The sequence below is a fragment of the Microbispora rosea genome (assembly GCF_900156315.1).
GTDB lineage: Bacteria > Actinomycetota > Actinomycetes > Streptosporangiales > Streptosporangiaceae > Microbispora > Microbispora rosea.
Genome location: NZ_FTNI01000003.1, coordinates 314,655 through 336,842 on the forward strand (window position 1 = coordinate 314,655; position 22,188 = coordinate 336,842).

22 protein-coding genes are annotated in these 22,188 nt (G+C 72.7%); 4 read left to right on the forward strand and 18 right to left on the reverse strand.

The annotated features are described in order from the left end of the window. Genes BXA11_RS06610 through BXA11_RS06640 form a run of 7 tightly spaced genes read right to left on the reverse strand, consistent with a single transcriptional unit; the run spans nucleotide 1 to nucleotide 8,007 of the window. A complete protein-coding gene (locus BXA11_RS06610; protein ID WP_076433593.1) occupies nucleotides 1-1,164 on the reverse strand; it encodes a CaiB/BaiF CoA transferase family protein in 1,164 nt (387 codons plus the stop codon). Continuing rightward, nucleotides 1,161-2,102 carry a ribokinase gene (locus tag BXA11_RS06615; RefSeq protein ID WP_076433595.1) on the reverse strand — a complete coding sequence of 314 codons (942 nt, stop codon included), beginning with the start codon at nucleotides 2,100-2,102 and terminating at the stop codon, nucleotides 1,161-1,163. The genes BXA11_RS06610 and BXA11_RS06615 overlap by 4 nt, the downstream gene beginning before the upstream one ends. After that, nucleotides 2,099-3,460, reverse strand: coding sequence for an ADP-ribosylglycohydrolase family protein (locus tag BXA11_RS06620; protein WP_076433597.1), 1,362 nt, complete (start codon nucleotides 3,458-3,460; stop codon nucleotides 2,099-2,101). The genes BXA11_RS06615 and BXA11_RS06620 overlap by 4 nt, the downstream gene beginning before the upstream one ends. Further along, the gene (locus BXA11_RS06625; RefSeq protein ID WP_076433599.1) at nucleotides 3,457-4,644 is read right to left on the reverse strand and encodes an ADP-ribosylglycohydrolase family protein; all 1,188 of its coding nucleotides are present in this window, start codon (nucleotides 4,642-4,644) and stop codon (nucleotides 3,457-3,459) included. The genes BXA11_RS06620 and BXA11_RS06625 overlap by 4 nt, the downstream gene beginning before the upstream one ends. A 40-nt stretch (nucleotides 4,645-4,684) precedes the next feature. Then, the gene (locus BXA11_RS06630; RefSeq protein ID WP_076433601.1) at nucleotides 4,685-5,734 is read right to left on the reverse strand and encodes an ADP-ribosylglycohydrolase family protein; all 1,050 of its coding nucleotides are present in this window, start codon (nucleotides 5,732-5,734) and stop codon (nucleotides 4,685-4,687) included. 6 nt (nucleotides 5,735-5,740) lie between these two features. Then, on the reverse strand, nucleotides 5,741-6,703 hold the full coding sequence (locus BXA11_RS06635; protein ID WP_076433603.1) for an ADP-ribosylglycohydrolase family protein: 963 nt from the start codon (nucleotides 6,701-6,703) through the stop codon (nucleotides 5,741-5,743). Beyond that, nucleotides 6,700-8,007 (reverse strand): ABC transporter substrate-binding protein, encoded by a 1,308-nt coding sequence (locus BXA11_RS06640; protein WP_076433605.1) that lies wholly within the window; start codon nucleotides 8,005-8,007, stop codon nucleotides 6,700-6,702. Before BXA11_RS06640 ends, BXA11_RS06635 begins: the two co-directional genes overlap by 4 nt. Before the next feature lie 217 nt (nucleotides 8,008-8,224). Between BXA11_RS06640 and BXA11_RS06645 the strand changes: the two genes are divergently transcribed. Continuing rightward, a complete protein-coding gene (locus BXA11_RS06645; protein ID WP_076433607.1) occupies nucleotides 8,225-9,433 on the forward strand; it encodes an RNA-guided endonuclease InsQ/TnpB family protein in 1,209 nt (402 codons plus the stop codon). Nucleotides 9,434-9,514: 81 nt separating this feature from the next. Here BXA11_RS06645 and BXA11_RS06650 read toward each other — a convergent pair whose 3' ends face one another. From BXA11_RS06650 to BXA11_RS06660, 3 genes are read right to left on the reverse strand one after another with little or no spacing between them, the layout of a single operon-like run. After that, complete coding sequence (locus BXA11_RS06650) at nucleotides 9,515-10,333, reverse strand: carbohydrate ABC transporter permease (protein WP_076433609.1); 819 nt, start codon at nucleotides 10,331-10,333, stop codon at nucleotides 9,515-9,517. Nucleotide 10,334: 1 nt separating this feature from the next. After that, nucleotides 10,335-11,234 (reverse strand): carbohydrate ABC transporter permease, encoded by a 900-nt coding sequence (locus tag BXA11_RS06655; protein WP_081903164.1) that lies wholly within the window; start codon nucleotides 11,232-11,234, stop codon nucleotides 10,335-10,337. After that, complete coding sequence (locus BXA11_RS06660) at nucleotides 11,231-12,274, reverse strand: LacI family DNA-binding transcriptional regulator (protein WP_076433611.1); 1,044 nt, start codon at nucleotides 12,272-12,274, stop codon at nucleotides 11,231-11,233. The genes BXA11_RS06655 and BXA11_RS06660 overlap by 4 nt, the downstream gene beginning before the upstream one ends. Before the next feature lie 213 nt (nucleotides 12,275-12,487). Here BXA11_RS06660 and BXA11_RS06665 point away from each other — a divergent pair, with 213 nt between their 5' ends. Beyond that, a complete protein-coding gene (locus BXA11_RS06665; protein ID WP_063754517.1) occupies nucleotides 12,488-13,363 on the forward strand; it encodes a sirohydrochlorin chelatase in 876 nt (291 codons plus the stop codon). A gap of 23 nt (nucleotides 13,364-13,386) precedes the next feature. On the opposite strand, the gene BXA11_RS06670 is transcribed toward BXA11_RS06665, so the two are convergent. The 6 genes from BXA11_RS06670 to BXA11_RS06695 form a co-directional block, all read right to left on the reverse strand. Next, entirely contained in the window at nucleotides 13,387-13,971 is a 585-nt protein-coding gene (locus tag BXA11_RS06670) for a TetR/AcrR family transcriptional regulator (protein WP_076433613.1), read from the reverse strand. Nucleotide 13,972: 1 nt separating this feature from the next. Beyond that, on the reverse strand, nucleotides 13,973-14,350 hold the full coding sequence (locus tag BXA11_RS06675) for a hypothetical protein (RefSeq protein WP_143734119.1): 378 nt from the start codon (nucleotides 14,348-14,350) through the stop codon (nucleotides 13,973-13,975). A gap of 94 nt (nucleotides 14,351-14,444) precedes the next feature. Next, complete coding sequence (locus tag BXA11_RS06680) at nucleotides 14,445-15,152, reverse strand: GNAT family N-acetyltransferase (RefSeq protein ID WP_030505190.1); 708 nt, start codon at nucleotides 15,150-15,152, stop codon at nucleotides 14,445-14,447. Nucleotides 15,153-15,232: 80 nt separating this feature from the next. Beyond that, complete coding sequence (locus BXA11_RS06685; protein ID WP_076433617.1) at nucleotides 15,233-15,595, reverse strand: DUF2203 domain-containing protein; 363 nt, start codon at nucleotides 15,593-15,595, stop codon at nucleotides 15,233-15,235. 34 nt (nucleotides 15,596-15,629) lie between these two features. Beyond that, nucleotides 15,630-16,001 (reverse strand): VOC family protein, encoded by a 372-nt coding sequence (locus BXA11_RS06690; RefSeq protein ID WP_076433619.1) that lies wholly within the window; start codon nucleotides 15,999-16,001, stop codon nucleotides 15,630-15,632. Between the two features lie 10 nt (nucleotides 16,002-16,011). Continuing rightward, on the reverse strand, nucleotides 16,012-16,899 hold the full coding sequence (locus BXA11_RS06695; RefSeq protein WP_051761106.1) for a helix-turn-helix transcriptional regulator: 888 nt from the start codon (nucleotides 16,897-16,899) through the stop codon (nucleotides 16,012-16,014). 102 nt (nucleotides 16,900-17,001) lie between these two features. On the opposite strand from BXA11_RS06695, the gene BXA11_RS06700 reads away from it, so the two are divergent. Continuing rightward, nucleotides 17,002-18,399: an MFS transporter gene (locus BXA11_RS06700; protein ID WP_083744011.1), complete on the forward strand. Its 1,398-nt coding sequence runs from the start codon at nucleotides 17,002-17,004 to the stop codon at nucleotides 18,397-18,399. A 60-nt stretch (nucleotides 18,400-18,459) separates the two neighbouring features. On the opposite strand, the gene gdhA is transcribed toward BXA11_RS06700, so the two are convergent. Both gdhA and BXA11_RS06710 read right to left on the reverse strand, forming a co-directional pair. Next, complete coding sequence (gene gdhA / locus BXA11_RS06705) at nucleotides 18,460-19,803, reverse strand: NADP-specific glutamate dehydrogenase (protein WP_030505195.1); 1,344 nt, start codon at nucleotides 19,801-19,803, stop codon at nucleotides 18,460-18,462. Nucleotides 19,804-19,872: 69 nt separating this feature from the next. After that, complete coding sequence (locus BXA11_RS06710) at nucleotides 19,873-20,805, reverse strand: GNAT family N-acetyltransferase (RefSeq protein ID WP_076433623.1); 933 nt, start codon at nucleotides 20,803-20,805, stop codon at nucleotides 19,873-19,875. A 231-nt stretch (nucleotides 20,806-21,036) separates the two neighbouring features. Between BXA11_RS06710 and BXA11_RS06715 the strand changes: the two genes are divergently transcribed. Then, nucleotides 21,037-22,110, forward strand: a complete 1,074-nt coding sequence (locus BXA11_RS06715) for a PQQ-dependent sugar dehydrogenase (protein ID WP_076433625.1) — start codon at nucleotides 21,037-21,039, stop codon at nucleotides 22,108-22,110. Nucleotides 22,111-22,188: the final 78 nt, after the last annotated feature.

A 22,188-nucleotide genomic window follows, 5' to 3' on the forward strand; every position in this document is an offset into this window, starting at 1 on the left:
TCACACCACTCCTTTGGCCCTCAGGGCCTCGATCTGCGCGCCGGTCAGGCCGAGGCCGCGCAGGATCTCGCCGGTGTCGGCGCCGTGCGGACGGCCGGTCCACCGGATCCGTCCCGGGGTCTCCGACAGCCGGAACATCACGTTCTGCATCCGCAGCGGGCCCAGCTCGGGGTCCTCCACGGTGGTCACCGCGTCGAGCGCCGTCAGCTGCGGGTCGGCCAGCACGTCGCGCACGTCGTAGATCGGCGCGACGGCGGCCTCCGCCTCCTCGAACGCCCGCAGCACCTCCTCCCGGGTGCGTTCGCCGACCCACGCCGCCACGGCCGCGTCGAGCTCGTCGACGTGCGCCACCCGGCCCGCGCCGGTGGCGAACCACGGCTCGTCCACCAGGTCGGGCCGTCCGACCAGGCGCATCACGCGTTCCGCGATGCTCTGCGCCGAGGTGGAGACCGCGACCCAGGAGCCGTCGCGGCAGCGGTAGGTGTTGCGCGGCGCGTTGTTGACCGAACGGTTGCCGGTGCGCGCGGGCACGACGCCGAGCCGGTCGTAGATGGTCGGCTGGGCGCCGAGCACGGTCAGGATCGGCTCGATGATCGACAGGTCGACGACCTGCCCGCGCCCCGAGCGCAGGGCCGTCATCACGGCGAACGCCGTGGCGAGTGCGCAGATGCCGTCCGCGAGCCCGAACGGCGGCAGCGTGGGCGGCCCGTCCGGCTCCCCCGTCATCGCGGCGAACCCGCTCATCGCCTCGGCGAGCGTGCCGAAGCCGGGCCGCCTGGCGTACGGGCCGAACTGGCCGAAGCCGGTGACCCGGGCGAGGACCAGGTCGGGGTTGACCTCGCTGAGCCGGTCCCAGGACAGGTTCCAGCGCTCCAGCGTGCCGGGGCGGAAGTTCTCGATGAGCACGTCGGCGTCCTCGACGAGCCGGACCATCAGGTCCTGGCCCTCCTCGGTGGACAGGTCGAGCGTCATCGTCCGCTTGTTGCGGCCGAGCATCTTCCACCACAGCCCGTCGGGCCCGTGCCCGCGCGAGGGGTCCGGCCTGCGCGGGTGCTCCACCTTGACGACGTCCGCGCCGTAGTCGCCGAGCAGCATCGCCGCGGTAGGCCCGGCGAACAGCGTCGCGGCGTCGATCACCCGTACGCCGTCGAGCGGCCCGTTCACAGGTCCTCCATCAGGCGGTCGATCTCGTGGCGGTGCGGCATGGAGGTGCTGGCGCCCTCCCGCTGCACGGAAAGCGCCGCCGCGGCGGAGGCGAAGCGCAGCGCCCGCGCCGGGGCGGCCCCCTCGGTCCTGGCCACGGCCAGCGCTCCCGCGAAGGTGTCCCCGGCCGCCGTGGTGTCCACCGCACGCACCGGTACGGCGGGCTCGTGCAGGCGAGTGCCGTCGCGCGAGCCGTACAGCGCCCCCCGGACGCCCAGGGTGACGACGGCCTCGGGGACGAGGTCGAGCAGCGCCTCCAGCGCGTCCCCTGGGTCGTCGCGGCCGGTGAGGGCCGCCGCCTCGTGCTCGTTGGGCACGATGAGGTCGACGGCCTCCAGCAGTTCGGCCGGCAGCGGCGCCGCCGGGGCCGGGGTCAGGATCACCTCCGCACGGGACACCGCGGCACGGGGCACCGCGGCATGGGGCACCGCGGCACGGGGCACCGCGGCACGGGATATCCGGGCCGCGGCGACCACGGCGTCCATGGGTAGCTCCAGTTGCAGCAGCAGGGCGCCGGACCGGGCGATGACCTCCGCGTCCCGCCCGGCGGGTCCGGTGACCGTGCCGTTCGCGCCGGGCACCACGATGATCGAGTTGTCGCCGCCGTCCTGCACGACGATGTGGGCGACGCCCGACGGGCCGGGCACGACCCGCAGCCCGGCGGTGTCCACGCCCGCCTCGGCGAGCGCGGCCCGCAGTCCCGGCCCGAACGCGTCGTCCCCGACGGCTCCGAGGAAGGCCACGTCGGCTCCCGCACGGGCCGCGGCGATCGCCTGGTTGGCCCCCTTGCCTCCGGGAATCGTGCGGAACTCCCGGCCCGTGATGGTCTCCCCCGGCTTTGGGGCCTCGGCGACGTACGCCACCAGGTCCATGTTGGCGCTGCCGAACACCGAGATCATCGCCGGTCCCCCTCACTGAGCGCGAGCGTGCGGGCGGCGAGCGACTCGATGGAGACGCCGTCGAAGCCGGGCAGGCTGCTGGCCAGCCGGTCCCGGGTCGTCCACCGCTCGGGGACGCCGCCCGCCAGCGCCCCGGCGATCGACCCGGCCGTGGCGGCGGCCGAGTCGGTGTCCCAGCCTCCGGCCACGGCCGTGCCGACGGTCGCCGCGAAGTCCCCGGCGCCGTGGACGAGGGCCGCCGCCAGCAGCGCCGCGTTGTTGACCGTGTGCACCCAGTGCAGCTGTCCGTGCCGCGCGTACAGCCGGTCGGCGACCCGCTCGAAGTCCCGCTCCGCCGCGGCGTCCGCGACGGCCTGCCGTACGGCGTCGGCCAGGCGCGAGCCGGGCGGCACGACCGAGAGCCCGGCCTCGATCACCTCGTCCACGTCCCCGGCCACGAGCGCCTGCGCGCACATGGCGGCGGCGAACATCGCGCCGTAGATCCCGTTGGCCGTGTGGCTGAGCCGGGCGTCCCGCCATGCCCAGGCCGCGGCCGTCGCCGGGTCGCCCGGATTGGCCCAGCCGTACACGTCGGCCCTGATCAGCGCGCCGATCCACTCGCGGAACGGGTTCCGGTGGACGGCGGTCGCGGGAGGTTCGAGCCCCGCGAGCATGTTGCGGTAGGCCGCCCGCTCGGCGGTGAAGACCCGCCCGGCGGGCAGCGCGTCGAGCCAGGTCCGCGCCACGTCCTCGGTCGTGAAGTCCCGTCCGTGCCGTTCGAGCACGGTGAGCGCGAGCAGCGCGTAGTTGAGGTCGTCGTCCTCGGGCACGCCGTCGATGTTTTCGGCGAGGCTGGTGGCCGCGCTGCGGCGGTTCCACGGCCACCGCTCCGCGATCTCCCGCGGCAGCCCCTTCGCGGTGAACCAGCCGCGGATCGGCCAGTTGCCGGTCGCCTCGGCGATGGCCCTGATCCCCTCGCGGGGGATCTTCTCCACCGGCTTGCCCAGGAGGCAGCCGGCCGCCCGGCCCCACCACGCCCCGCGTACGCGGGCGGGCTCCGGACGGACCTGCCGGGCCCGGGCGCGGGAGGCGGGCCAGCCGGGGCAGCTCGCGACGATCTCGTCGAGCTCCGACGGCTCGGGCAGCGGCGAGGGGATCGCCGCGAGTTCGTCGAGCAGCTCCCCGGCCAGGGTGCGCAGCCCCTCGGGGGCGGGCCCCGGGGAGGCGCCCGCCCGGGGCGGCGCGTCGTGTCCGCCGGCGGCGTGCCAGCGGCCGGCGACGGCCGCCACCTCCGGGAGCGTTCCCCGGCCGTCCTCGGCCGCCTGCCGCAGCTCGTGGCCGACGAGGTCCTCCGGCTGCACCCACGTCAGCCGGATCATCGCGCGTCTCCCTCCGCCTGCGGCGCGAGCAGGGCGTCGAAGGCGGCCTCGTGCGCGCGGCGGCGCTCCCGGTCGGCCCGGTGGACCCGCCGCGCGACGGCCGCGAGCGCCAGCCCCGGCCCGACCAGGTCCGTACGGCTGGCCGTCGCCACCTGCGCCAGCCAGTCGGCGGGGACGGCGGCCCGCCCGCCGAGCGCCCCGGCGACGGCGCCGCCCATCGAGGCGATCGAGTCGGCGTCGCGCCCGTAGTTGACGCCGCCGAGCACGGTCTCGCGGTAGTCGCCCTTGGCCATCACCAGGAAGGCGAGCGCGAGCGGCAGCTCCTCGATGCTGTGCACCCGGCTCGGCCTGCGCGCCCCGAGCCCCTGGTCGCGGTAGGTGTCGGCCACCGTGTCGTACGGCCGGATCGCCGCCCGCAGGGCCTCGGAGGAGCCGTCCCAGTGGCCGAGGCCACGGGCGGCCGAGCAGACCGCGTCGATGGCGGCCCGGGTACCGTCGCGGGCGAGCCGCAGGCAGGTCGCGACGACCGAGTCGGGCGTCGCCCCCGGCCGCATCGCCTCGGCGACCGCCGCCGCCAGCACGCCCGCCGCCTCGCGGCCGTAGCTCGACTGGTGCGCCCCGGCCAGGTCGATCGCCTCGGCGTACGCGCCGTCGGGGTCGCCGGCGTTGACGACACCGACCGGGGCCATGTACATCGCCGCGCCGCAGTTGACGATGTTGCCGACACCGGCCTCGCGGGGGTCGGCGTGGCCGTAGTGCAGCCGCAGCACGAGCCACTTCTCGGCGAGGAACACCCGGTGGAGCGGCAGCGCCTCGGCCTCCAGCTCGGGAATCCACCGCTTCTCCCCCATCATCTCGGGGACCAGGTGCTCGGCGGCGGCGTAGGCGTCCAGGTGGCCGCCGGCCCGCTCGTACACCCGGATGAGGGCGTGCGTCATCAACGTGTCGTCGGTGACGTGGCCGTCCCCCTTGTGGTACGGCGCGATCGGGCGGGCGTTGCGCCAGTCCTCGTTGAAGGGCGGGACGACGCCGCGGACCCGGCCTCCGTAGCGCTCCTGGATCTGCTCGGGCGTCCATCCCTCGGTGGCCCCGCCGAGCGCGTCGCCCACCGCGGCGCCCGCCACACACCCCACGGCGCGATCGGCCAGCAGGTCGTCATCCGGCAGGTCCTCCTGCGGCGTCATCCGGTCCTCCCCCTCGTGCGTACGCGTGATGTGCCGGGCGTCATGCGAGTCGCCCGGCGATGTCCAGCAGGTCGGCTCCCGCGAGCTCGGGCAGGCAGCAGCCGGCCAGGGTGCGGACCCGCTCGCGCCAGGCGGCGGGCAGCGCGTCGTACCCCGCGGCGCAGCCGAGCAGCGCGCCGGCGAGCGCGGGAGCGGAGTCGGCGACCGGCGCGAGGCAGGCCGCCGCGGAGACGCCCGCACCGAACGCCTCCGCACCGAACTCCTCCCCACCGAACTCCCCCGCCCCGGGCGTCGCCGCGGAGACGGCGACGTCCGCGAGGGCCAGCGCAATCGGCACCGTCTGCGCGGCGGCCACGCCATAGCTGTAGACGTGGTCGAGCACGGCGGCGTCCAGCGCCGGGACCGAGGCGAAGGGCGAGCCCGCCGCCCGCGCCGCCGCGAGCGCCTCGCGCGCCGCGTGCCCGATGGCCGTGTCCGGCGGCAGCGCGCCGAGCGCCGCCTCCACCGCGTCGCCCATCGGGGCGCCGTCCGTCAGCGCCGCGACCGCACGGGCCATCGCGACCGCGCCGAGCACGCCGTCCTCCGCGTTGGTGACGCGCGCGTCCTCCAGCGGGTCCAGCCCGGCCGCGCCGAAGGCGACGGCCCGCACGGCCGCGGCGTCGTCGAAGTGGTGGGGGTTGTCGTGGCCGCTTGCGGGCGGGCGCTTGCCCGCCGCCAGGTTGTCGAGCGCCGCCCACACCGAGATGCGGGCCCGGACGTCGTCGCGGCCCGCGAGGCGGCCGAACGCCTCCGCCCGGTCCTCTCCGATGGTCAGGGCCGTCCAGGCCAGCCACTCGGCGTCGTCCGACGGGCCGGCCGCCAGCGGCGCCACCGGCTGGTTCAGCGCGAACGGCACCGGCAGCGTGGTGACCTGGTGCTCCTCGGCGAACGCGTCGAGTTCCCTGCGCAGCCGCCTGCTCCAGCCGGCCAGCAGCGTGGACCGGTGCCGGGCGGCCGGCCACCCGGCCGCGTCGCCGGCGGCGAGACCGGCGAAGGCCCCCCGCACGCGGTCGAGCCTGTCCGGCCCGTCCCGCCTGTCCCCCGATGGCATGTGGTTCTACATTCCTTTCACGATCTCGTCGGCGACGTCGCGGACGTCCCGTCCGGCGACCACGGGCAGGCAGCGGCCCGCCACCGGGCCGATGCGCTCGGCCCAGCGCGCGGGCACCGCCGCCTCGCCGCGGCCCGCCCCCGCGAGAGCCCCGGCGACGGCGGCGGTGGTGTCGGCGTCCCTGCCGAGGTTGGCCGCGATGACGACCGACGCCTCGACCTCCCCACCGCCCGCCGTGTAGGCGGCGAACGCGAGGGCGACCGCCTCGGGCGCCAGGTCGGTCCACGGGTAGTGCGCCATCACGACGGCGTCGTGGAGGGTGCGTCCCAGGAGGGGGCGGGGCGTGCGGGCGGCGACGTCGAGCGCGGCGCGGAGACTGCGGGCCGTCCAGGAGTCCTCCGGCACCGCCCGCAGGGCCGCCGCGGCCACCTCTGCGGGCGAGGCGCCGGTCATCGCGACCGCGACCGCCGCGGCCACCGCCCGGCCGCCGAATATCCCCTCGCCGGTGTGGCTCACCCGCCCGTCGGTCTCCGCCAGCCGCGCCGCCTCGTCCGGGTCGCCCGCCGCGAAGATCCCGTACGGCGCGGCCCGCATGGCGAGGCCGTCGGACCAGCCGTGGGCGTGCCACCGGCCGGTCAGCGGCGGCCGCAGCCCACGGCGCAGGGCCTCGACGGTGCCGAGTTCGGAGAACCCGGCGCCGCGCATCGGCCCGTCGAGCCGCGCCACGATCTCCTCGCGCCAGGCCCGCGCCACGTCCTCGGAGGTGAGCGCGTGGCCGTGGCGCAGGAGCACGGTGGCGGCGAAGATCGTGTATTCGGTGTCGTCGGTGCCGCCGCGCTCGATCTCGGTGAGCACGCCCCACCGGGCGGCGATCTCCTCGGGAGCGAGGTTCTCCGCGGGGGCGCCCAGGGCGTCGCCGGCGGCGAGGCCGAGCAGGCAGCCCCGGGCGCGGTCGCGTACGGAGGTCAACGGCTGTACCGCTCCAGCACCTTGTTCCCCTCCTCGACGAGCCGCTTGGCCAGCTCGTCCAGGCTGATCTTGTCGGCGAAGTACTCCTGCATCGCCGGCGTGGCCACCTTGCTCTTCCACTCGTCGAACCCGTTCACCTTGAGGAACGGCGCGACGACGAGGTCCTTCGCCGAGGCGGTGGCGACGTCCCACCCGTTCTCCTCCGTGGTGAGCGCGGGGTCCTTGGCCGCGGACGTGCTGGTGGGCAGCAGCCAGTCGCCCTTGGCCAGTTTCGCCTGGTTCGGGCCGTTCAGGAAGTAGGCGATGAACTTCAGCGCCTCGTCGGGGTGCTTGCTGTCGGCGGCGACCGACAGCGTCTGGGAGACCGCGCCCTGCTGGGAGGTCTGTCCCCGCAGCGGGGGGAGCGTGACCCACTCGAACCCGCTCGGCGCCTGCTCGGCGACCTGCTGGCGCAGGTACACCCCGGCAGGGACGATCGCGTACTTGCCGGCGAAGAAGCCCGGCAGCGGGTCGGCGGTGCCCATGCCCAGCGCGGACGGGTCGGCCGACTTGTCGGTGTAGAGCTGGTCGTGGATGCGCTGGAGCACCTCGCGCTCCTGCGGCCCGACCTTCACCGTGGTCTTGCCGTTCTGCGTGTCGAAGAAGGTGCCGCCGAAGTTGAGCGCCAGGTTGAGCACCTTGTTGACCGGCGACTTCATCGGCCAGGCCACGCCGTACGCGCCCTTCGCGGTGAGCTTCTTCGACACGTCGGCGAACTCGTCCCACGTCCACGGGGAGTCCGGGGTGGGCACGCGCACGCCGGCGCCGTCGAGCAGCTTCTTGTTGGCGATGAGCACCTGCGACTCCTGCAGGAACGGCACGCCGTACACGCCCTGGCCGCTCTTGCCGTCGGAGAAGGTGACCGTGTCCCACGCGGCCTGCGGGATGTCGCTCTTCAGCTCGGCGGGGACCTTGCCGGTGAGGTCGAGCAGGAAGCCCCGCGAGGCGAAGCTCGACAGCGCCGGGGAGTCGTCGTGGATGACGTCCGGCGGGTCGCCGGCCTCGAACGAGGTCACGAGCTGGTCGTTGACGTTGTCCCAGCTCCCCTGGACGTACTCGACCTGGATCTTCGGGTTGGCCGTGTTCCAGTCGGCGACGATCTGCTTGTTGGCCTCGATCGACTCCTTCTGCCAGGCCAGGCTGAGGAAGCGCAGCTTCACCGGCTCCCCGGACGCGGCGTCGCCGCCGCCGTCGCCGCCGCTCCCGCACGCGGCCGCCGCGAGCGCGACCGCCGCCACGGCCAGCGCGGCACCCAATCTCTTCATGCCACCTACTCGCCTTCGGCCCGGAGCGACATTCGCCGAAAGCTGTATCTCCTGTCGCTCGCTACGCTCTGTCATCAAAGTCCTCCGAGGAACCCCGCCGGAAGGCGGGGGATGGATGGGAATTCCTGCGGAGCAGGGGAGGGTAGGCGCTTCGCCGACAGGCGAAGACCGTATGAACACACGCACGAGCCTTAACGGAACGTACATGATGTGAGGCATGGCGCAGATCGTGAGGCGGGCATACAAGTACCGCTTCTACCCGACCCCCGAACAGGCTGATGAGCTTGGCCGGACATTCGGATGCGTGCGCCTGGTCTACAACAAGGCCCTGGAAGAACGGACTCGCGCTTACATAACGGAAGGCCACCGCATCTCCTACATGGAGTCCTCGGCCGCGCTCACGCGGTGGAAACGCACCAAGGAGCTGGCCTTCCTCAACGAGGTCTCCAGCGTGCCGTTGCAGCAAGCCCTGCGGCACCTGCAGGCTGCGTTCGCGCACTTCTTCGCCAAGCGGTCCAAGTACCCGACTTTCAAGTCGCGCAAGAAGTCCAGAGCGGCGGCGAAGTACACCCGATCTGCGTTCCGCTGGCGCGATGGGCAGCTCACCTTGGCCAAGATGCGCGACCCGCTGAAGATTGTGTGGTCGCGTCCGCTCCCGCTGAGGGCGCAACCGTCCACCGTGACCGTCACCCGAGATCCGGCGGGGCGGTGGTTCGTGTCCATCCTCGTGGAGGAGACGATTCCGCCGTTGGCTGCCGTGAAGACCCAGGTCGGCGTGGACGTGGGAATCACAAGCCTCCTCACGTTGTCCCGCCCGGTCAACGGGCTGACCGGCGAGGACGGCAAGGTGCCCAACCCTCAGTATGAGCGAGCCGACCGGCGCCGCCTCGTCAAGGCTCAGCGAAATCTGGCACGCAAAACCGAGGGCAGCGCAAACCGGGCCAAGGCCCGGCTCAAGGTCGCGCGCGTCTACGCCGGCATCACCGACCGCCGCCGGGACTTCCTGCACAAGCTTTCGACTCGGCTCGTCCGTGAGAACCAAACGGTCGTGATCGAGGACCTCGCCGTCCGCAACATGGTCAAGAACCGCTCGCCGGCCCGCGCCATTTCCGATGCGACCTGGCGAAAACTGCGGTCGATGCTGGAGTACAAGGCGCGGTGGTACGGGCGGCAGGTGCTGGTCGTGGATCGGTGGTTTCCCTCTTCCAAGCTGTGCTCCGCCTGCGGGGCACAACGGGAGTCGATGCCGCTGACCGTCCGGACCTGGGAATCCACCTGCGGGGCGGTCCATGACCGGGACGTCAACGCCGCCAAGAACATCCTCGCCGCCGGGCGGGCGGAGAGGCAAAACGCCTGTGGAGCCGGTGTAAGACCTCAACGAGAGTCCTCTCGGACGAGGCAACCGGCGGCGAAGCAGGAAGCCTGACCGGCGACGGTTGGAATCCCCTTTCTTAAGGGAGGGGACGATGCCAATGAGAACCCTCCTTGTTGAAGGTCGCCATGCCGGTCAGCCCTTGACGGCCCCGGCCATCAGGCCGGACCGCAGGCGCCGCTGGATGATCGCGAAGAAAACGAGACTCGGCACGGTCGCGAGCAGCGACGCCGCGGCCAGAGGGCCGAGCCGGGCGACTCCCTCCGGGCCGACGAAGCGCACCAGCGTCAGCGGAAGGGTCTCCACCTCGGGATCCTTGAGGATCACGAGGGCGAACATGAACTCGTTCCAGGACGAGATGAAGCTGAACAGCAGCGTCGCGACCACGCCGGGCGCGAGCAGCGGCGCGACGACGGCGGCCAGTGCGCGCAGCCGCCCCGCGCCGTCGACGGCCGCCGCCTCCTCCAGCTCGCGCGGCACCGCCCGCACGTATCCGCGCAGCATCCACAGCGCGAACGGCAGGACGAAGGTGACGTGCACGAGCGTGAGCCCGGCGAGGGTGTTCACCAGTTCCAGCCGCCGCAGCACCATGAACAGCGGAATGATGATCAGGACGACCGGGAAGACCTGGCTGACCAGCACCCAGCCGATCGCGATCCGGCCGGCCACGCCGCGGAAGCGGGCCAGCGCGTACGCCGCGGGCAGCGCGAGCGCCACCGTGATCAGGGCGGTGGCGACCGCGACGACGAGGCTGCGCAGCCCCGCGCCGAGCAGGTCCTGCTCCGCGAAGGCGTCGGCGAAGTTGGCCAGCGTGGGCCGGCGCGGGATCCACGTGGGATCGAGGACGGCCATCTCCTGCGGCGTCTTCAGCGCCGTGGACAGCAGCCACAGCAGCGGGAACGCCAGGAACACGACGTATCCCAGCAGGGCGAGGTACTTCAGCGGGCGGGTCATGTCAGTCTCCCTCCCGCGCCTGCCGCCACAGGTACAGGCCCAGCACGACCAGCACGACGATCGTGATCGCCACGCCGAGCGTCGCGGCGTATCCGAAGAAGCCGTACCGGAACGCCTCCTCGTACGCGAACAGCATGGGCAGCCGGGTCCGCCCGCCCGGCCCGCCCTGGGTGAGCACGTAGACCAGGCTGAACTGGTTGATGTTCCACACGAAGTCGAGCGAGGTGATGGCCACGATCACGGGCCGCAGCTGCGGCAGCGTGACGTTCCAGAACCGCCGCCAGACGCCCGCGCCGTCCACGCTGACCGCCTCGTACAGCTCCCCGGGCACGTTCTGCAGGCCGGCGAGCAGCACGACCGTGGTCTGCGGCATGCCGGTCCAGACCCCCACGACGATGACCGCGGGCAGCGCGAGGGAGAAGTCGTGCAGCCAGTCGACGTCCGAACCGAACAGGCCGTTGAGCAGGCCCGCGTCCGGGTGATAGACCAGCCGCCACATCAGGCCGACCACCACGGGCGGCATCGCCCACGGCACGACCGCGAGCACCCGGGCGACGCCGCGCAGGCGCAGGTCCTGGTTCAGCAGCAGCGCGAGCCCCAGCGAGGCGAGGAACTGCAGCACGGTCACCGACAGGCCCCACACCATGCCGATCCGGAACGACTCCCAGAAGTCGCCGTCCGACAGCAGCTCGGCGAAGTTCTCCAGGCCCACGAACGAGGTCTCGGTGTTGCGGCCGGACCGCGCGTCGGTGAAGGCCAGCAGGATGCCGTAGACCAGGGGGCCCACGCTGAACAGCAGCACCGGCACCAGCGCGGGGAGCAGCAGCGCGAGCCCGTTTCCGGACCGGAACACGCGCGGCGGCCCGCCTCCCGCGCCGCCGTGCGCGGCGACCGCGGTCATCGGGCGCCTCCCGGCGACGTCCCCGGAAGAGTGGTCGAGCCGCGGATGGTGAGGCTCGGCCGCACGACCACCACCCGCGGCTCGCGCGGGCCGTTCTGCAGCCGGTCGAGCAGCAGCCCGGCCGCCGCCCGGCCGCGCTCGGCCGAGCCGAGCGAGACGCTGGTCAGCGTCGGCCAGGTCACCGAGGCGAGGTCGGTGTCGTCCATGCCGACCACCGCCACGTCGCCGGGGACGTCCCTACCCTGCTCACGCAGCACGTCGAGCGCGCCGAGCGCGATGAGGTCGTTGGCGCACATGAGCGCGTCCACGCCGGGCACGCGCGACAGCAGCGCCCGCGCGGCGCTCGCGCCGCTGTCGCGGTAGAAGTCGCCCACCTCGACGAGGTCCTCGTCGTACGGCAGGCCCAGCGCCTCCAGCGCCTCCCGGTAGGCGGCGGCACGGGCGGCGCCCGGAACGGTGTCGAGCGGGCCGTTGAGGAAGCCGATGCGCCGCCTGCCGATGGCGTGCAGGTGGTCGAGCGCGAGCCGCACACCGGTCCTGGAGTCGGTCCGCACGTTGTCCACCAGCGCGCCCTGCGGCATGTCGTCCGGCAGCGAGCCGATGACGACGACGGGAGCGCGCGCGGCGACGATGGCCTCGATGTGCTCCTCGGTGACGCCGCGCAGCGGGCTGATGATGAGGCCGTCCACGTAGCGCTCGCGCAGCCCGCGCAGCACGCCGAGCTCGTCCTCGGCCTCGCCGTCCGTGGAATGGATCAGGAGCCGGTAGCCGGCCTCCTTCAGCAGCGGCTGGATCTCGCGCACCATCGCCACGTAGACGGGGTTGCCGATGTCGGCCATGGCGAAGGCGATCTGGTCGGTGCGGCGGTTGCGCAGCGAGCGGGCGACCGAATTGGGGACGTAGCCGAGTTCGTCGGCCGCGCGCATGACGCGCCGCACGGTGTCCTCGCGCGTCGGCAGCCCGTTGAGCACTCGTGACACCGAGGCGATCGACACACCGGCGCGTTGCGCGATCGTGGTGATCGTGGGACCCTCGGTCAACGGCACCTCACTTGGAAGAGAGTGTCCTGTAATCGTTTACTGGCCAGTAACGTGCAGCAGTCTGTAAACGTTTACGGCCGGATGAGTCCATATCAAACCGGGTCCCCTGGGGAGCGTCAAGTAACGAACAGGTAAACCGCCTAGATCACCAAGCCGCAACAAGCCGCGCGTTGGTTCTGCTCTTCGACCAGATTCGCCCTAGAATCCGCCGATGTGAACGAAGGTCACGAGGACCCGCCGAAGCTCCCCATCAGAGAGCGCTCTCCTCGGCCTGGGACCGGCCGCCACCGACGGCCGCTCCCCGCCGACCTGCCGCCTGATGCGCCTGCCCTGGTCCTGGCGGTGCCGGGCAAGGCCGGGGACCCGGTGGGCTCGGGCGGTGACGTGGCCATGGAGGTCGCCTCCATCGTCAGGCTCGACAACCCGCAGATCGACCTTCGTATCGTCTCGCTGGCCGACGGCGGCGCCGACCTCACCAAGGAGTTCGCGTCCATCGCCGCCCAGCGGCCCGCGGAGGGACCGGCCGCGGTGGTCGTCCCGCTCGTCACCGGGCCCCATCCGCGCGTGCTGCGCGCCGTACGGGACGCCGTGACGCAGAGCGAGGCCGCGGTGCGGGTCACCGAGCCGCTCGGCCCGCACCCGCTGCTGGCCGAGGCCCTGCATGTACGCCTGGCCGAGGCCGGCCTGGCCCGCGCCGACCGGATGCGCCTGTTCAACGTCTCGTCGCCGGTCGACGGGATCATCGTCGCGACCGCCGGGGGCGACGAGGCCGCCCGCGGCGCCGACGCGACGGCCGTCCTGCTGGCCGCCCGTCTGACGCTCCCCGTCGTCCCCGCCGCGCTGGACGGCCAGCCGAGCGTGCGCGACGCCGCCGAGCGCCTGCGCAACATCGGCGCCAACCGGCTCGCCATGGTGCCGTACGTCATCGGACCCGAGACCGACCTCGATCGGATCACGGCGGCCGCCGGCTCGATCGGCGCCGGGTGTGCCGAGCCCCTCGGCGCGCACGAGTCCGTGGCCCGTATGGTGTGCGTGCGGTACGGCGCCGCCTTCGGCGGTTTCGACGGCTTCGACGACCTGTCCGACTGATTCCGGTCGCCCGCGCCGGCGGACTACTCGGCGCGGGTCGCGCGGTCGAACAGTTCGACCAGTTCGTCCGCGCAGACGCCGGGATCGGAACCGTCGACGACCCGCTCGGCCATCGTGTCGATGGACGCGCGCAGTGCCGCTCCCATCACCGTGCAGTCGAAGCTGCGGAAGGCCCCCGTACGCTGCCCGTCCGCGAACAGCGCCACGATCCTGGCGATCGCGGCGTCCCGTTCCGCGCCTCCGGCAGGGGCCTTGTTGAAGGCGATCTGCTGCACCGCGCGCACGTGCCCGGGATGGCGGGCGACGAAGGCGATGTTCGACCTGATGAACGCCTCCAGCTGAGCACGGGCTCCGTGCGCGGCCTGCAACGCCGGTCGCATGAAGGCCGCGGCGTCGGCGACGACCTGCTGGACGACGGCCTCGAACAGCCGGTCCTTGCTGGAGAAGTGGTAGGTGATCAGTCTCTTGCTGCTGAGCCCGGCATGCTCGCAGATGGCCTCGAACGTGGTCTCCGCGTAGCCGCGCTCGGCGAGCACGGCGATCGCCGCCGAGGCGATCTGAGCTCTGCGCGCCTCGGTGGCCACCTGACGGGTCCCAGGGCTTCTCATGTCACCTCAGCTTGCCACCCTTCGGGTACGCCTCGCGCACCGCGCGCCGGTTGACGATCAGCGCGACGGCCGCGACCAGGACGCCGACCACGCCCTGCTCCGCCTTCATCCACATCGGATAGCCGCTGTCGGGCGCGAGCAGGATGAGCACGATGCCGATGGGCGCGGCGATGCTGACGAAGCGGATGCGCACGTACGCGGCCCTCTTGCCACTCGCGGCCTGCCCCGTCAGGGCGATGAGCCAGACGGACGCCGCGGCCACGGCCGCCCCGCGCAGCCACACCACCCAGGTGCCGCCGACGACGGCGGCCACGCCGAGTGCCGCGATCGAGATGACGAGGACGGCGACGAAGAGCGCCCGCACGACAGTCCATTTCACTTTGTTATCCATGCGGATAAAGTTATACGCATGGATAACAACTTGCCAAGCCCGAACGTGTTGCCGGCCCCGCGATGACGTACGGATGTCGCGGTCAGCGCCGCACGAGAAGACTGATCTGGGCACCGGCCTCCCGGAACCCGAGGGCCCGGGCGACGCGTCGCGACGGCTCCGGGCGCGCCCTCCACTGCGGCAGCAACCCCCCGGCGAGCGCATCGGCCACAGCCGCCGAGGCCACGACTCGGGCCAGGCCACGGCCACGGCACCGGGCCGCCGTCAGGACGGACATGTGCGCCGCAGTGTCGAGCCACGGGCGATACCCGGCGGCGGCGACCACGTCCCGGCCGTCGCGCAGCACCCAGACCGCCGAGGAGATCTCCTCCACGGCGCTCTCCCCCGCGTCCCGCTCGCCCGCCGCGGCCGCCAGGGCGCCGATGTCCGGATGGCCCGCCGGCAGACGTTCGACCCGGGTGCCGGTGTGGGCGGGGGCGAAGTCTCCGGCGTCGAGGTACGCAAGCGTCGCCGGGCCCAGCACGTCGCGGACGGCAAGCCGGGCGGGCAGCGGGGAAGGATCCATACGGCCGGCGAGCAGGGCGTCGCGCAACGGCTCGGCCAGATCGGCGTCGGGCACGGTCACCAGGGCGGCGCCGTCCAGCGTCACAACGCCCGTCCATCCCGGCGGGCACAACCACGACTCGGGCGAGACCACCACGGCCACGTTCCCGGGACCGGGAAACGTGACAGGGACGCGGGCCAGCGCCGCCCACATCCGGCGGGCCCGATCCAGCGAGTTCCGCGACATCCCCTCATGATCCACGGCGTGCCCGCTTCGGAGAAGCCGCGATCGAGGCGACGACGATCAGGGCAGGCGAGGCCGGCGGGTCACGGCAGGGCGCGGCGGCCGGGGAAGCCGAGGTCGCTGCGGTGGTACCAGCCGAGGGCGGTCTCCCCCTCCAGCCAGCACAGCCGTACGGACACCTCGCCGAGCACGGCGGGGAAGTCGACGAGCAGCGGGGCGACGCCCTTGATCTCGATGTCCTCGGCGTCGAACCAGCTCAGGATCTCGTCCATCCGCGCCTCCAGGCCCTTGGCCTCCGGCACGCCGCCGAGGGGTGAGGCGCCCGAGTGCCGCAGGTCGTGGGTGAGCTCGGCCAGGTCGGCGCGTACGGCGACGAACGCGCGGGCGTGCTCCAGCACCGCCGGCATCAGCGACCTGGCCTCGTCGACCGTGAAGATCCTCGCCACCCTCCGGACGCTACCGCATCACCCCGTCCGAGGCTCACAGGCGGCGGCGCAGCAGGCAGAACTCGTTGCCCTCCGGGTCGGCGAGCACGTGCCAGTCCTCCTCGCCGGTCTGGCCCACGTCGGCCGGCACGGCGCCGAGCTTCAGCAGGCGCTCCAGCTCCGCCTCCTGGTCACGGTCGGTGGGGTTGACGTCGATGTGCAGGCGCAGCTTGTCCCGCTTGGGCTCGGGCACGGGCTCGAAGATGAGCGTCGGCTGCAGACCGCCGAAGCCGGTGCCGGGCGGCCCGATCTCCACCCAGCCGTCCTTGCGCTCGATCACCTCGAAGCCCAGCACCTCGCACCAGAAGGCGGCGAGCCGCTCGGGGTCGTGGCAGTCGACGACGAGTTCACTGATACGACAGGCCATGACTGCCGCTTTACCCGCGGACCGGCTCCCCATGCAGCGGGCAGTGGGCGACCTCCGGATGCACCGCCAGCCAATCGATGCGCTGCCTGCTCTCGTCGTCCATCGGCGTGTAGACCACGACGCGGGCCTCCGGCGGCGCCGCCAGCGCCATGCTGGTGGACGTCAGGCGGATCAGGCCCACCGACGAGTGCTTGAACAGCTTCATCCGGACGCCGGGCCTGGCCACCTCGTGCATCGCCCACATCCGGGCGAACTCCGGGCTGGCCGCCGACAGCCGGGTGACGAAACCCGACCAGGCCGGCTCTCCCACGTGCCTGCCGAAGGCGGCCCGCAGCGTGGCGACCATCTGCGGGAGCTCCTCGTTCTTGTTCACGAGCGGGCAGCAGCAGTCGGGCATGGTGAACACCCGCCACAGGACGTTGCGCTCCAGCCGCGGCCGATCGACCACGGACGCGAAGAGCGTGCCGTACGCGGCGTTCCAGGCGAGCAGGTCGTAACGCCCGCTGTAGACGCACGCGGGCAGCGGGCCGAGCTGGCGCAGGATCGTGTGCACCTCGGCGTCGAGGCCCTCCCCGTCGCCCGCCGGATCGGCGATCTCCGGCAGGTCCGCCAGCCGGTAGAGGTGCTCCCGTTCGGCCGCGTCCAGCCGCAGCGTGCGGGCGATGGCGTCGAGCACCTGCACCGACGCGTTGATGGGGCGGCCCTGCTCCAGCCAGGTGTACCAGGTCACGCCAACGCCCGCGAGCTGGGCGACCTCCTCCCGCCGCAGGCCCGGCGTACGGCGGCGCAGGCCGGGCGGCAGGCCGACGTCCTCGGGCCGGATCCGCTCGCGCCTGCTGCGCAGGAAGGCCGCGAGCTCCTCACGCCTGGTGTTCCTGATGCGCGTCCCCGTCGTCACCTCCCCATCCTCGCGGCTGCGCGACCGCGTTGCCAGGTGGTGTCAGTACCAGTATCCGCAGGCTCTCGTTACCGGTATCCGGGCGGCCGCATCGTTGCCTGCATGACCACTGTCACCACCCGCGCGCCGGCCGCGCGGCGAACCTCGCAGGCTCTGCTGCTCTCCGTCATCCTGGCGGGGCAGTTCATGGCCATCCTCGACGCCACCATCGTCAACGTCGCCGCGCCCACGATGCGCGCCGATCTCGGGGCCACCGGCTCCGGGCTGCAACTCGTCATCTCCGGCTACACCGTCGCGTACGCCATGCTGCTGATCACCGGGGCGCGCCTCGGGGGGCTGCTCGGCTACCGGCGGCTGTTCCTCACCGGGCTCGCGGTGTTCACGGCCGCGTCGCTGATGTGCGGGCTCGCCCCGTCGACCGGCGTGCTGATCGCCTTCCGGCTGGTGCAGGGCGCGGGAGCCGCCCTGATGGTGCCCCAGGTGCTCAGCCTGATCCAGGTCACCTTCGACGGCGCCTCGCGGGGGCGGGCGCTCGGCGTCTACGCCACGGTCATCTCGGCCGGCGCGGTCGTCGGACAGGTGCTCGGCGGGCTGCTGGTGACCGCCGACCTGTTCGGCACGGCCTGGCGGCCGGTCTTCCTGGTCAACGTGCCGATCGGGCTCGCCCTGCTGGCCGTCGGAGCGCGGAGGCTGCCCGCCGCGCACGTGCGGCGTGAGCAGGGTCTCGACGTGCCCGGCCTGGTCACCCTGTCGCTCGCGGTCTGCCTGCTGGTCGTGCCGCTCGTGCTCGGGCACGAGGAGGACTGGCCGCTGTGGGGGTGGGTCGCGATGGGCCTGTCGGTTCTCGCGTTCTGCGCGTTCCTGCTCGTGGAGCGGCGTACGGCGCATCCGCTCGTCCCCGGCCGCCTGCTGCGCGCCCCCGGCGTGGCCGCCGCCGCGTCCGGCATCTTCCTCGTGATGGCGGCCTACGGCGGCTGGCTGTTCGCCATGGCCCTCCACCTGCAGGGCGGCCTCGGCGACAGCGCCCTGCGGGCGGGCTGCCTGTTCATCCCCGCGGCCGCCGCCTTCGGGCTGACCAGCCTCAACTGGAAGCGGCTGCCGGCCCGCCTGCACCGGCCGGTGATCGTCGCCGCCGCCGTCGTCACCGCCGCGGGCGAGCTGGCCCTGGCGGCGGCGCTGTCCGGCGGCGGCCACGGCGAGCCGCTGCTGGAGATCAGCTTCGCGGCCATCGGAGCCGGAATGGCGGGCACCTTCAGCCCGCTCATGGCGGTGGCGCTGGCCCGGGTCGCGCCCGCCGACGCGGCCGACGCCAGCGGCCTGCTGGCGATGATGCTCCAGCTCGGCCAGGTCGTCGGCGTGGCCGTCTTCGGCACGCTGTTCCTCAGCCTCGCCCCGTCCGCACACGCCGCCACGGTGACGTCGCTGTGGCTGGCCGCGGTCTCGCTGGCCGCGGGCGGGTGCGCGCTGCCTCTCCTGCGCACCCGCCGGGACCCGGGATGAGCACCCGTCCGAGCACCGTCAGGCACCGGACGAGCACCGGACGAGCACCCGGGCGGGCGCTCAGATGAGGCCGAGTGCGAGCATCGCGTCCGCGACCCTCCTGAAGCCGTCGATGTTCGCGCCGGCCACGTAGTCGCCCGGCATGCCGTACGCGTCGGCGGTCTCCAGGCAGCGGGCGTGGATGTCGCTCATGATCTCCTGGAGCCGCCGCTCGGAGAACTCGAACGTCCACGAGTCGCGGCTGGCGTTCTGCTGCATCTCCAGGGCGCTGGTGGCCACGCCGCCCGCGTTGGCGGCCTTGCCGGGACCGAAGGCCACCCCGGCCTCCTGGAACACCCGGATGCCCTCCGGCGTGGTCGGCATGTTGGCGCCCTCGCCGACCGCGACGCACCCGCCCCGCACGAGCGCCTCGGCGTCCTTGCCGGTGACCTCGTTCTGCGTGGCCGACGGCAGCGCCACCTCGCAGGGCACCTCCCACACGCTGCGCCCGGACACGTACGTCGCCTCGGCGCCGCGGCGCTCGGCGTACGCGCTGAGGCGGCGCCGTTCGACCTCCTTGACCTGCTTGAGGAGGTCGAGGTCGATGCCCTTCTCGTCCACCACGTAGCCGGAGGAGTCGGAGCAGGCCACGACGACGCCGCCCAGCTCGTTCACCTTCTCGATGGCGTAGATGGCGACGTTGCCCGAGCCCGAGACGACCGTCCTCTTGCCGTCGAACGACGTGCCCCGGGCCTTGAGCATCTCCTCGACGAAGAACGCGCAGCCGTAGCCGGTGGCCTCGGTGCGGACCTGGGCGCCGCCGTACGCCAGGCCCTTGCCGGTGATCACGCCGGACTCGTACCGGTTGGTGATGCGCTTGTACTGGCCGAACAGGTAACCGATCTCCCGGCCCCCGACGCCGATGTCCCCCGCCGGCACGTCGGTGTTCTCGCCCAGGTGCCGATAGAGCTCGGTCATGAAGCTCTGGCAGAAGCGCATGATCTCCCGGTCGGAACGGCCCTTCGGATCGAAGTCCGAGCCGCCCTTGCCCGCGCCGATCGGCAGGCCGGTCAGGCTGTTCTTGAAGATCTGCTCGACCGCCAGGAACTTGATGATGCCGAGGTAGACGGAGGGGTGGAAGCGCAGGCCGCCCTTGTACGGCCCGAGCGCGCTGTTGAACTCCACGCGGAAGCCGCGGTTGATGTGCACCTCTCCCCGGTCGTCCTCCCAGGGCACCCGGAAGATGATCTGCCGTTCCGGCTCGAAGATCCGCTCGATGATCTTCTGCTCCGCGTACTCGGGGTGCTTCCCGAGCACCGGGCCGATGCTCTCCAGCACCTCGCGTACCGCCTGATGGAACTCGGTCTCACCGGGATTGCGGCGCAAAACGTTGTCGTAAACGGCCTCGAGTCTCTCGTGCAGCATCAACCACTCCCTTGTTGTCTGGTTCCTCCCCATTTCACACTAGAGGTATCCGGGGTGTGAGCAACCGTCTCACCGCGTGGGACGTACGAGGGCCCGCCAGACGTCGATGACCAGCACCGGACGCATGCCGACCGACCGGTAGAGACCGAGTGCCGGAGTGGTGTTGTTGCTGTCCACGTGCAGGATCGTGCCCACCCGCCCGCGCCGCTCGTCGGCCTCGAAGGCCCGCGAGAGCAGCAGCCGGCCGAGCCCGCGCCCGCGGAAGGCGGGCCGCACCGCCAGCGTCCGGACGTAGCCGCAGTTCTCGTCGGGCACGAAGTGGTTGGTGCCGAGCAGCATCGCCACGGGCTCGCCGTGGACCCGGGCCAGCAGCAGTTGCGTCCAGTCGTTCGCGCTCGACGCCTCCATCTCGTCGGCCCACTCGTCGAACGTCTTCGGCACGAAGCCGAAGTGCTCGGCGAACGCCTCCTGCTGCACGGCGTGTGCCGTGCGCAGCACCTCCTGGCCGCCGGGCGCGCCGGTCTCGACCGTGGCGCCGGGCAGGAAGAGGGGCCGTACACCGGCGTGGTCGGTGCGCATGCGGTGGAAACTGGTCGCGGGCGCGAAGCCGCGCTCCTTGGCCGCCTCGCGCATGACCGTGTCCCGCTCGTAGACGCTGACGTCGACGACGGCGTGGTCATGCCCGGCCTCACGGGCGAGGTCGCCGGCCCGGCCGAGCACCAGGTCCCAGATGAGGGCGCCCGCGCCGGGCTCGCGCGCCTGCACCTCGACGTCCACGTTGTCGCTCGCGCCCTTGCGCATGGCGTAACCCCAGCCGAGCAGCCGCCCGCCCGAGCGGACCACCCAGCTGTCGTGCTCCAGGTCAAGCTCGCCGAGGGTGTCGGCGATGTCGTCGAGTGTCCAGTCGGGTTTGCCGGTCACTTCGATGTCGTGCTCGGCGACCAGCTCGTGGATGGCCGCCGCGTCGGCGGTCGTCGGCCGCCGGATGTCGTAGTCGTTCACGCCACTGTTTGTACGCGACGCGACTTGTGAGCGGCTTGCCGCCGAATTGGAGGTGCTCACCCCCTGCCTGGAAAGCCGGCCCGCAGGCGCGTCCTGCCGTACACCCTCCGCGGCGCCGTCTCCGTGACGGCGACAGCGGCGCGGCACGAGGATTCCCGGATTCGTGAGTTGTATGGTTCGCGAGTCGTACGTCACGAGCCGTAAGCCCATGTCACGCCACGGGAGCCTCTCATGCCCAAGCGTCTCTTCGTGGCGCTCGCGACCGCACTCAGCGCGGTGACCGCCGCCGGTGTCGTCGTGGCCCGGCCCGGCACCGCGAACGCGGCCACCGGCGGGTTCGACTTCGCCCACCCGCAGGTCGTCGCCACGGGGCTGCGGGCGCCCTGGGGGATGGCCTTCCTTCCCGATGGCAGCGCCCTCGTCTCCCAGCGCGACACGGCGGACATCATGCGGGTGCGCCGCGGATCCGCTCCCGTGAAAGTGGCCACGGTCCCGAACGTGTCGCCAGGCGGCGAGGGCGGCCTGCTCGGCATCGCGGTCTCCCCGGTCTACGCCCTGGACCAGTGGGTCTACGCGTACTACACGAGCGCCTCCGACAACCGGGTGGTCCGGTTCCGGCTGAGCTCGCCCCAGGCGCAGCAGCCGATCCTCACGGGCATCCCCCGCGCCCAGACCCACAACGGCGGGCGGATCGCGTTCGGCCCGGACGGCAGGCTCTACGTGGGCACGGGCGACGCCGGGAACTCGGCCAACGCCCAGAACCCGAACAGCCTGGGCGGCAAGATCCTGCGCATCAGACCCGACGGCACGGTGCCCGTGGACAACCCGTTCGCAGGCTCGCCCGTCTACAGCTACGGCCACCGCAACGTGCAGGGGCTCGCGTGGGACGAGAGCGGCAGGCTGTACGCGACGGAGTTCGGCCAGAACACCTGGGACGAGCTCAACCGCATCCTCCCCGGCCGCAACTACGGCTGGCCGATCTGCGAGGGCGTGTGCTCCGACCCTCGCTTCACCAATCCCCTCGTGGTCTGGAGCCCCGCGGAGGCGTCCCCCAGTGGTCTCGCGTACGCCAAGGGCACGCTCTTCGCCGCGGCCCTGCGTGGGACGCGGCTGTGGACGGTCCCGATCAGCGGCGGCACGCCGGGCACCCCGGCGGCCGAGTTCCAGGGGACGTACGGGCGGCTGCGTGCGGTGGCCGTCGGGCCCGACTGCTCGCTCTGGGTGGCGACGAGCAACCGCGACGGCAGGGGAACCCCGGCCGACGGCGACGACCGGATCATCCGCGTCCCGCCCGCGGCCCGCTGACCGTCGCCCTCACCGCCGCGGGGTCTGAAAGTTTCCTCACCCGGGCACCGGCGGCGGACGAACGCGCAGGCCGGTGCA

Bases quoted from the DNA above. Each gene is read 5' to 3' on its own strand.
- BXA11_RS06615 (WP_076433595.1), bottom strand. From the start codon at position 2,102: ATGATCTCGGTGTTCGGCAGCGCCAACATGGACCTGGTGGCGTACGTC.
- BXA11_RS06620 (WP_076433597.1), bottom strand. From the start codon at position 3,460: ATGATCCGGCTGACGTGGGTGCAGCCGGAGGACCTCGTCGGCCACGAG.
- BXA11_RS06625 (WP_076433599.1), bottom strand. From the start codon at position 4,644: ATGACGCCGCAGGAGGACCTGCCGGATGACGACCTGCTGGCCGATCGC.
- BXA11_RS06630 (WP_076433601.1), bottom strand. From the start codon at position 5,734: ATGCCATCGGGGGACAGGCGGGACGGGCCGGACAGGCTCGACCGCGTG.
- BXA11_RS06640 (WP_076433605.1), bottom strand. From the start codon at position 8,007: ATGAAGAGATTGGGTGCCGCGCTGGCCGTGGCGGCGGTCGCGCTCGCG.
- BXA11_RS06645 (WP_076433607.1), top strand. From the start codon at position 8,225: ATGGCGCAGATCGTGAGGCGGGCATACAAGTACCGCTTCTACCCGACC.
- BXA11_RS06650 (WP_076433609.1), bottom strand. From the start codon at position 10,333: ATGACCCGCCCGCTGAAGTACCTCGCCCTGCTGGGATACGTCGTGTTC.
- BXA11_RS06655 (WP_081903164.1), bottom strand. From the start codon at position 11,234: ATGACCGCGGTCGCCGCGCACGGCGGCGCGGGAGGCGGGCCGCCGCGC.
- BXA11_RS06670 (WP_076433613.1), bottom strand. From the start codon at position 13,971: ATGAGAAGCCCTGGGACCCGTCAGGTGGCCACCGAGGCGCGCAGAGCT.
- BXA11_RS06680 (WP_030505190.1), bottom strand. From the start codon at position 15,152: ATGTCGCGGAACTCGCTGGATCGGGCCCGCCGGATGTGGGCGGCGCTG.
- BXA11_RS06690 (WP_076433619.1), bottom strand. From the start codon at position 16,001: ATGGCCTGTCGTATCAGTGAACTCGTCGTCGACTGCCACGACCCCGAG.
- BXA11_RS06700 (WP_083744011.1), top strand. From the start codon at position 17,002: ATGACCACTGTCACCACCCGCGCGCCGGCCGCGCGGCGAACCTCGCAG.
- gdhA (WP_030505195.1), bottom strand. From the start codon at position 19,803: ATGCTGCACGAGAGACTCGAGGCCGTTTACGACAACGTTTTGCGCCGC.
- BXA11_RS06715 (WP_076433625.1), top strand. From the start codon at position 21,037: ATGCCCAAGCGTCTCTTCGTGGCGCTCGCGACCGCACTCAGCGCGGTG.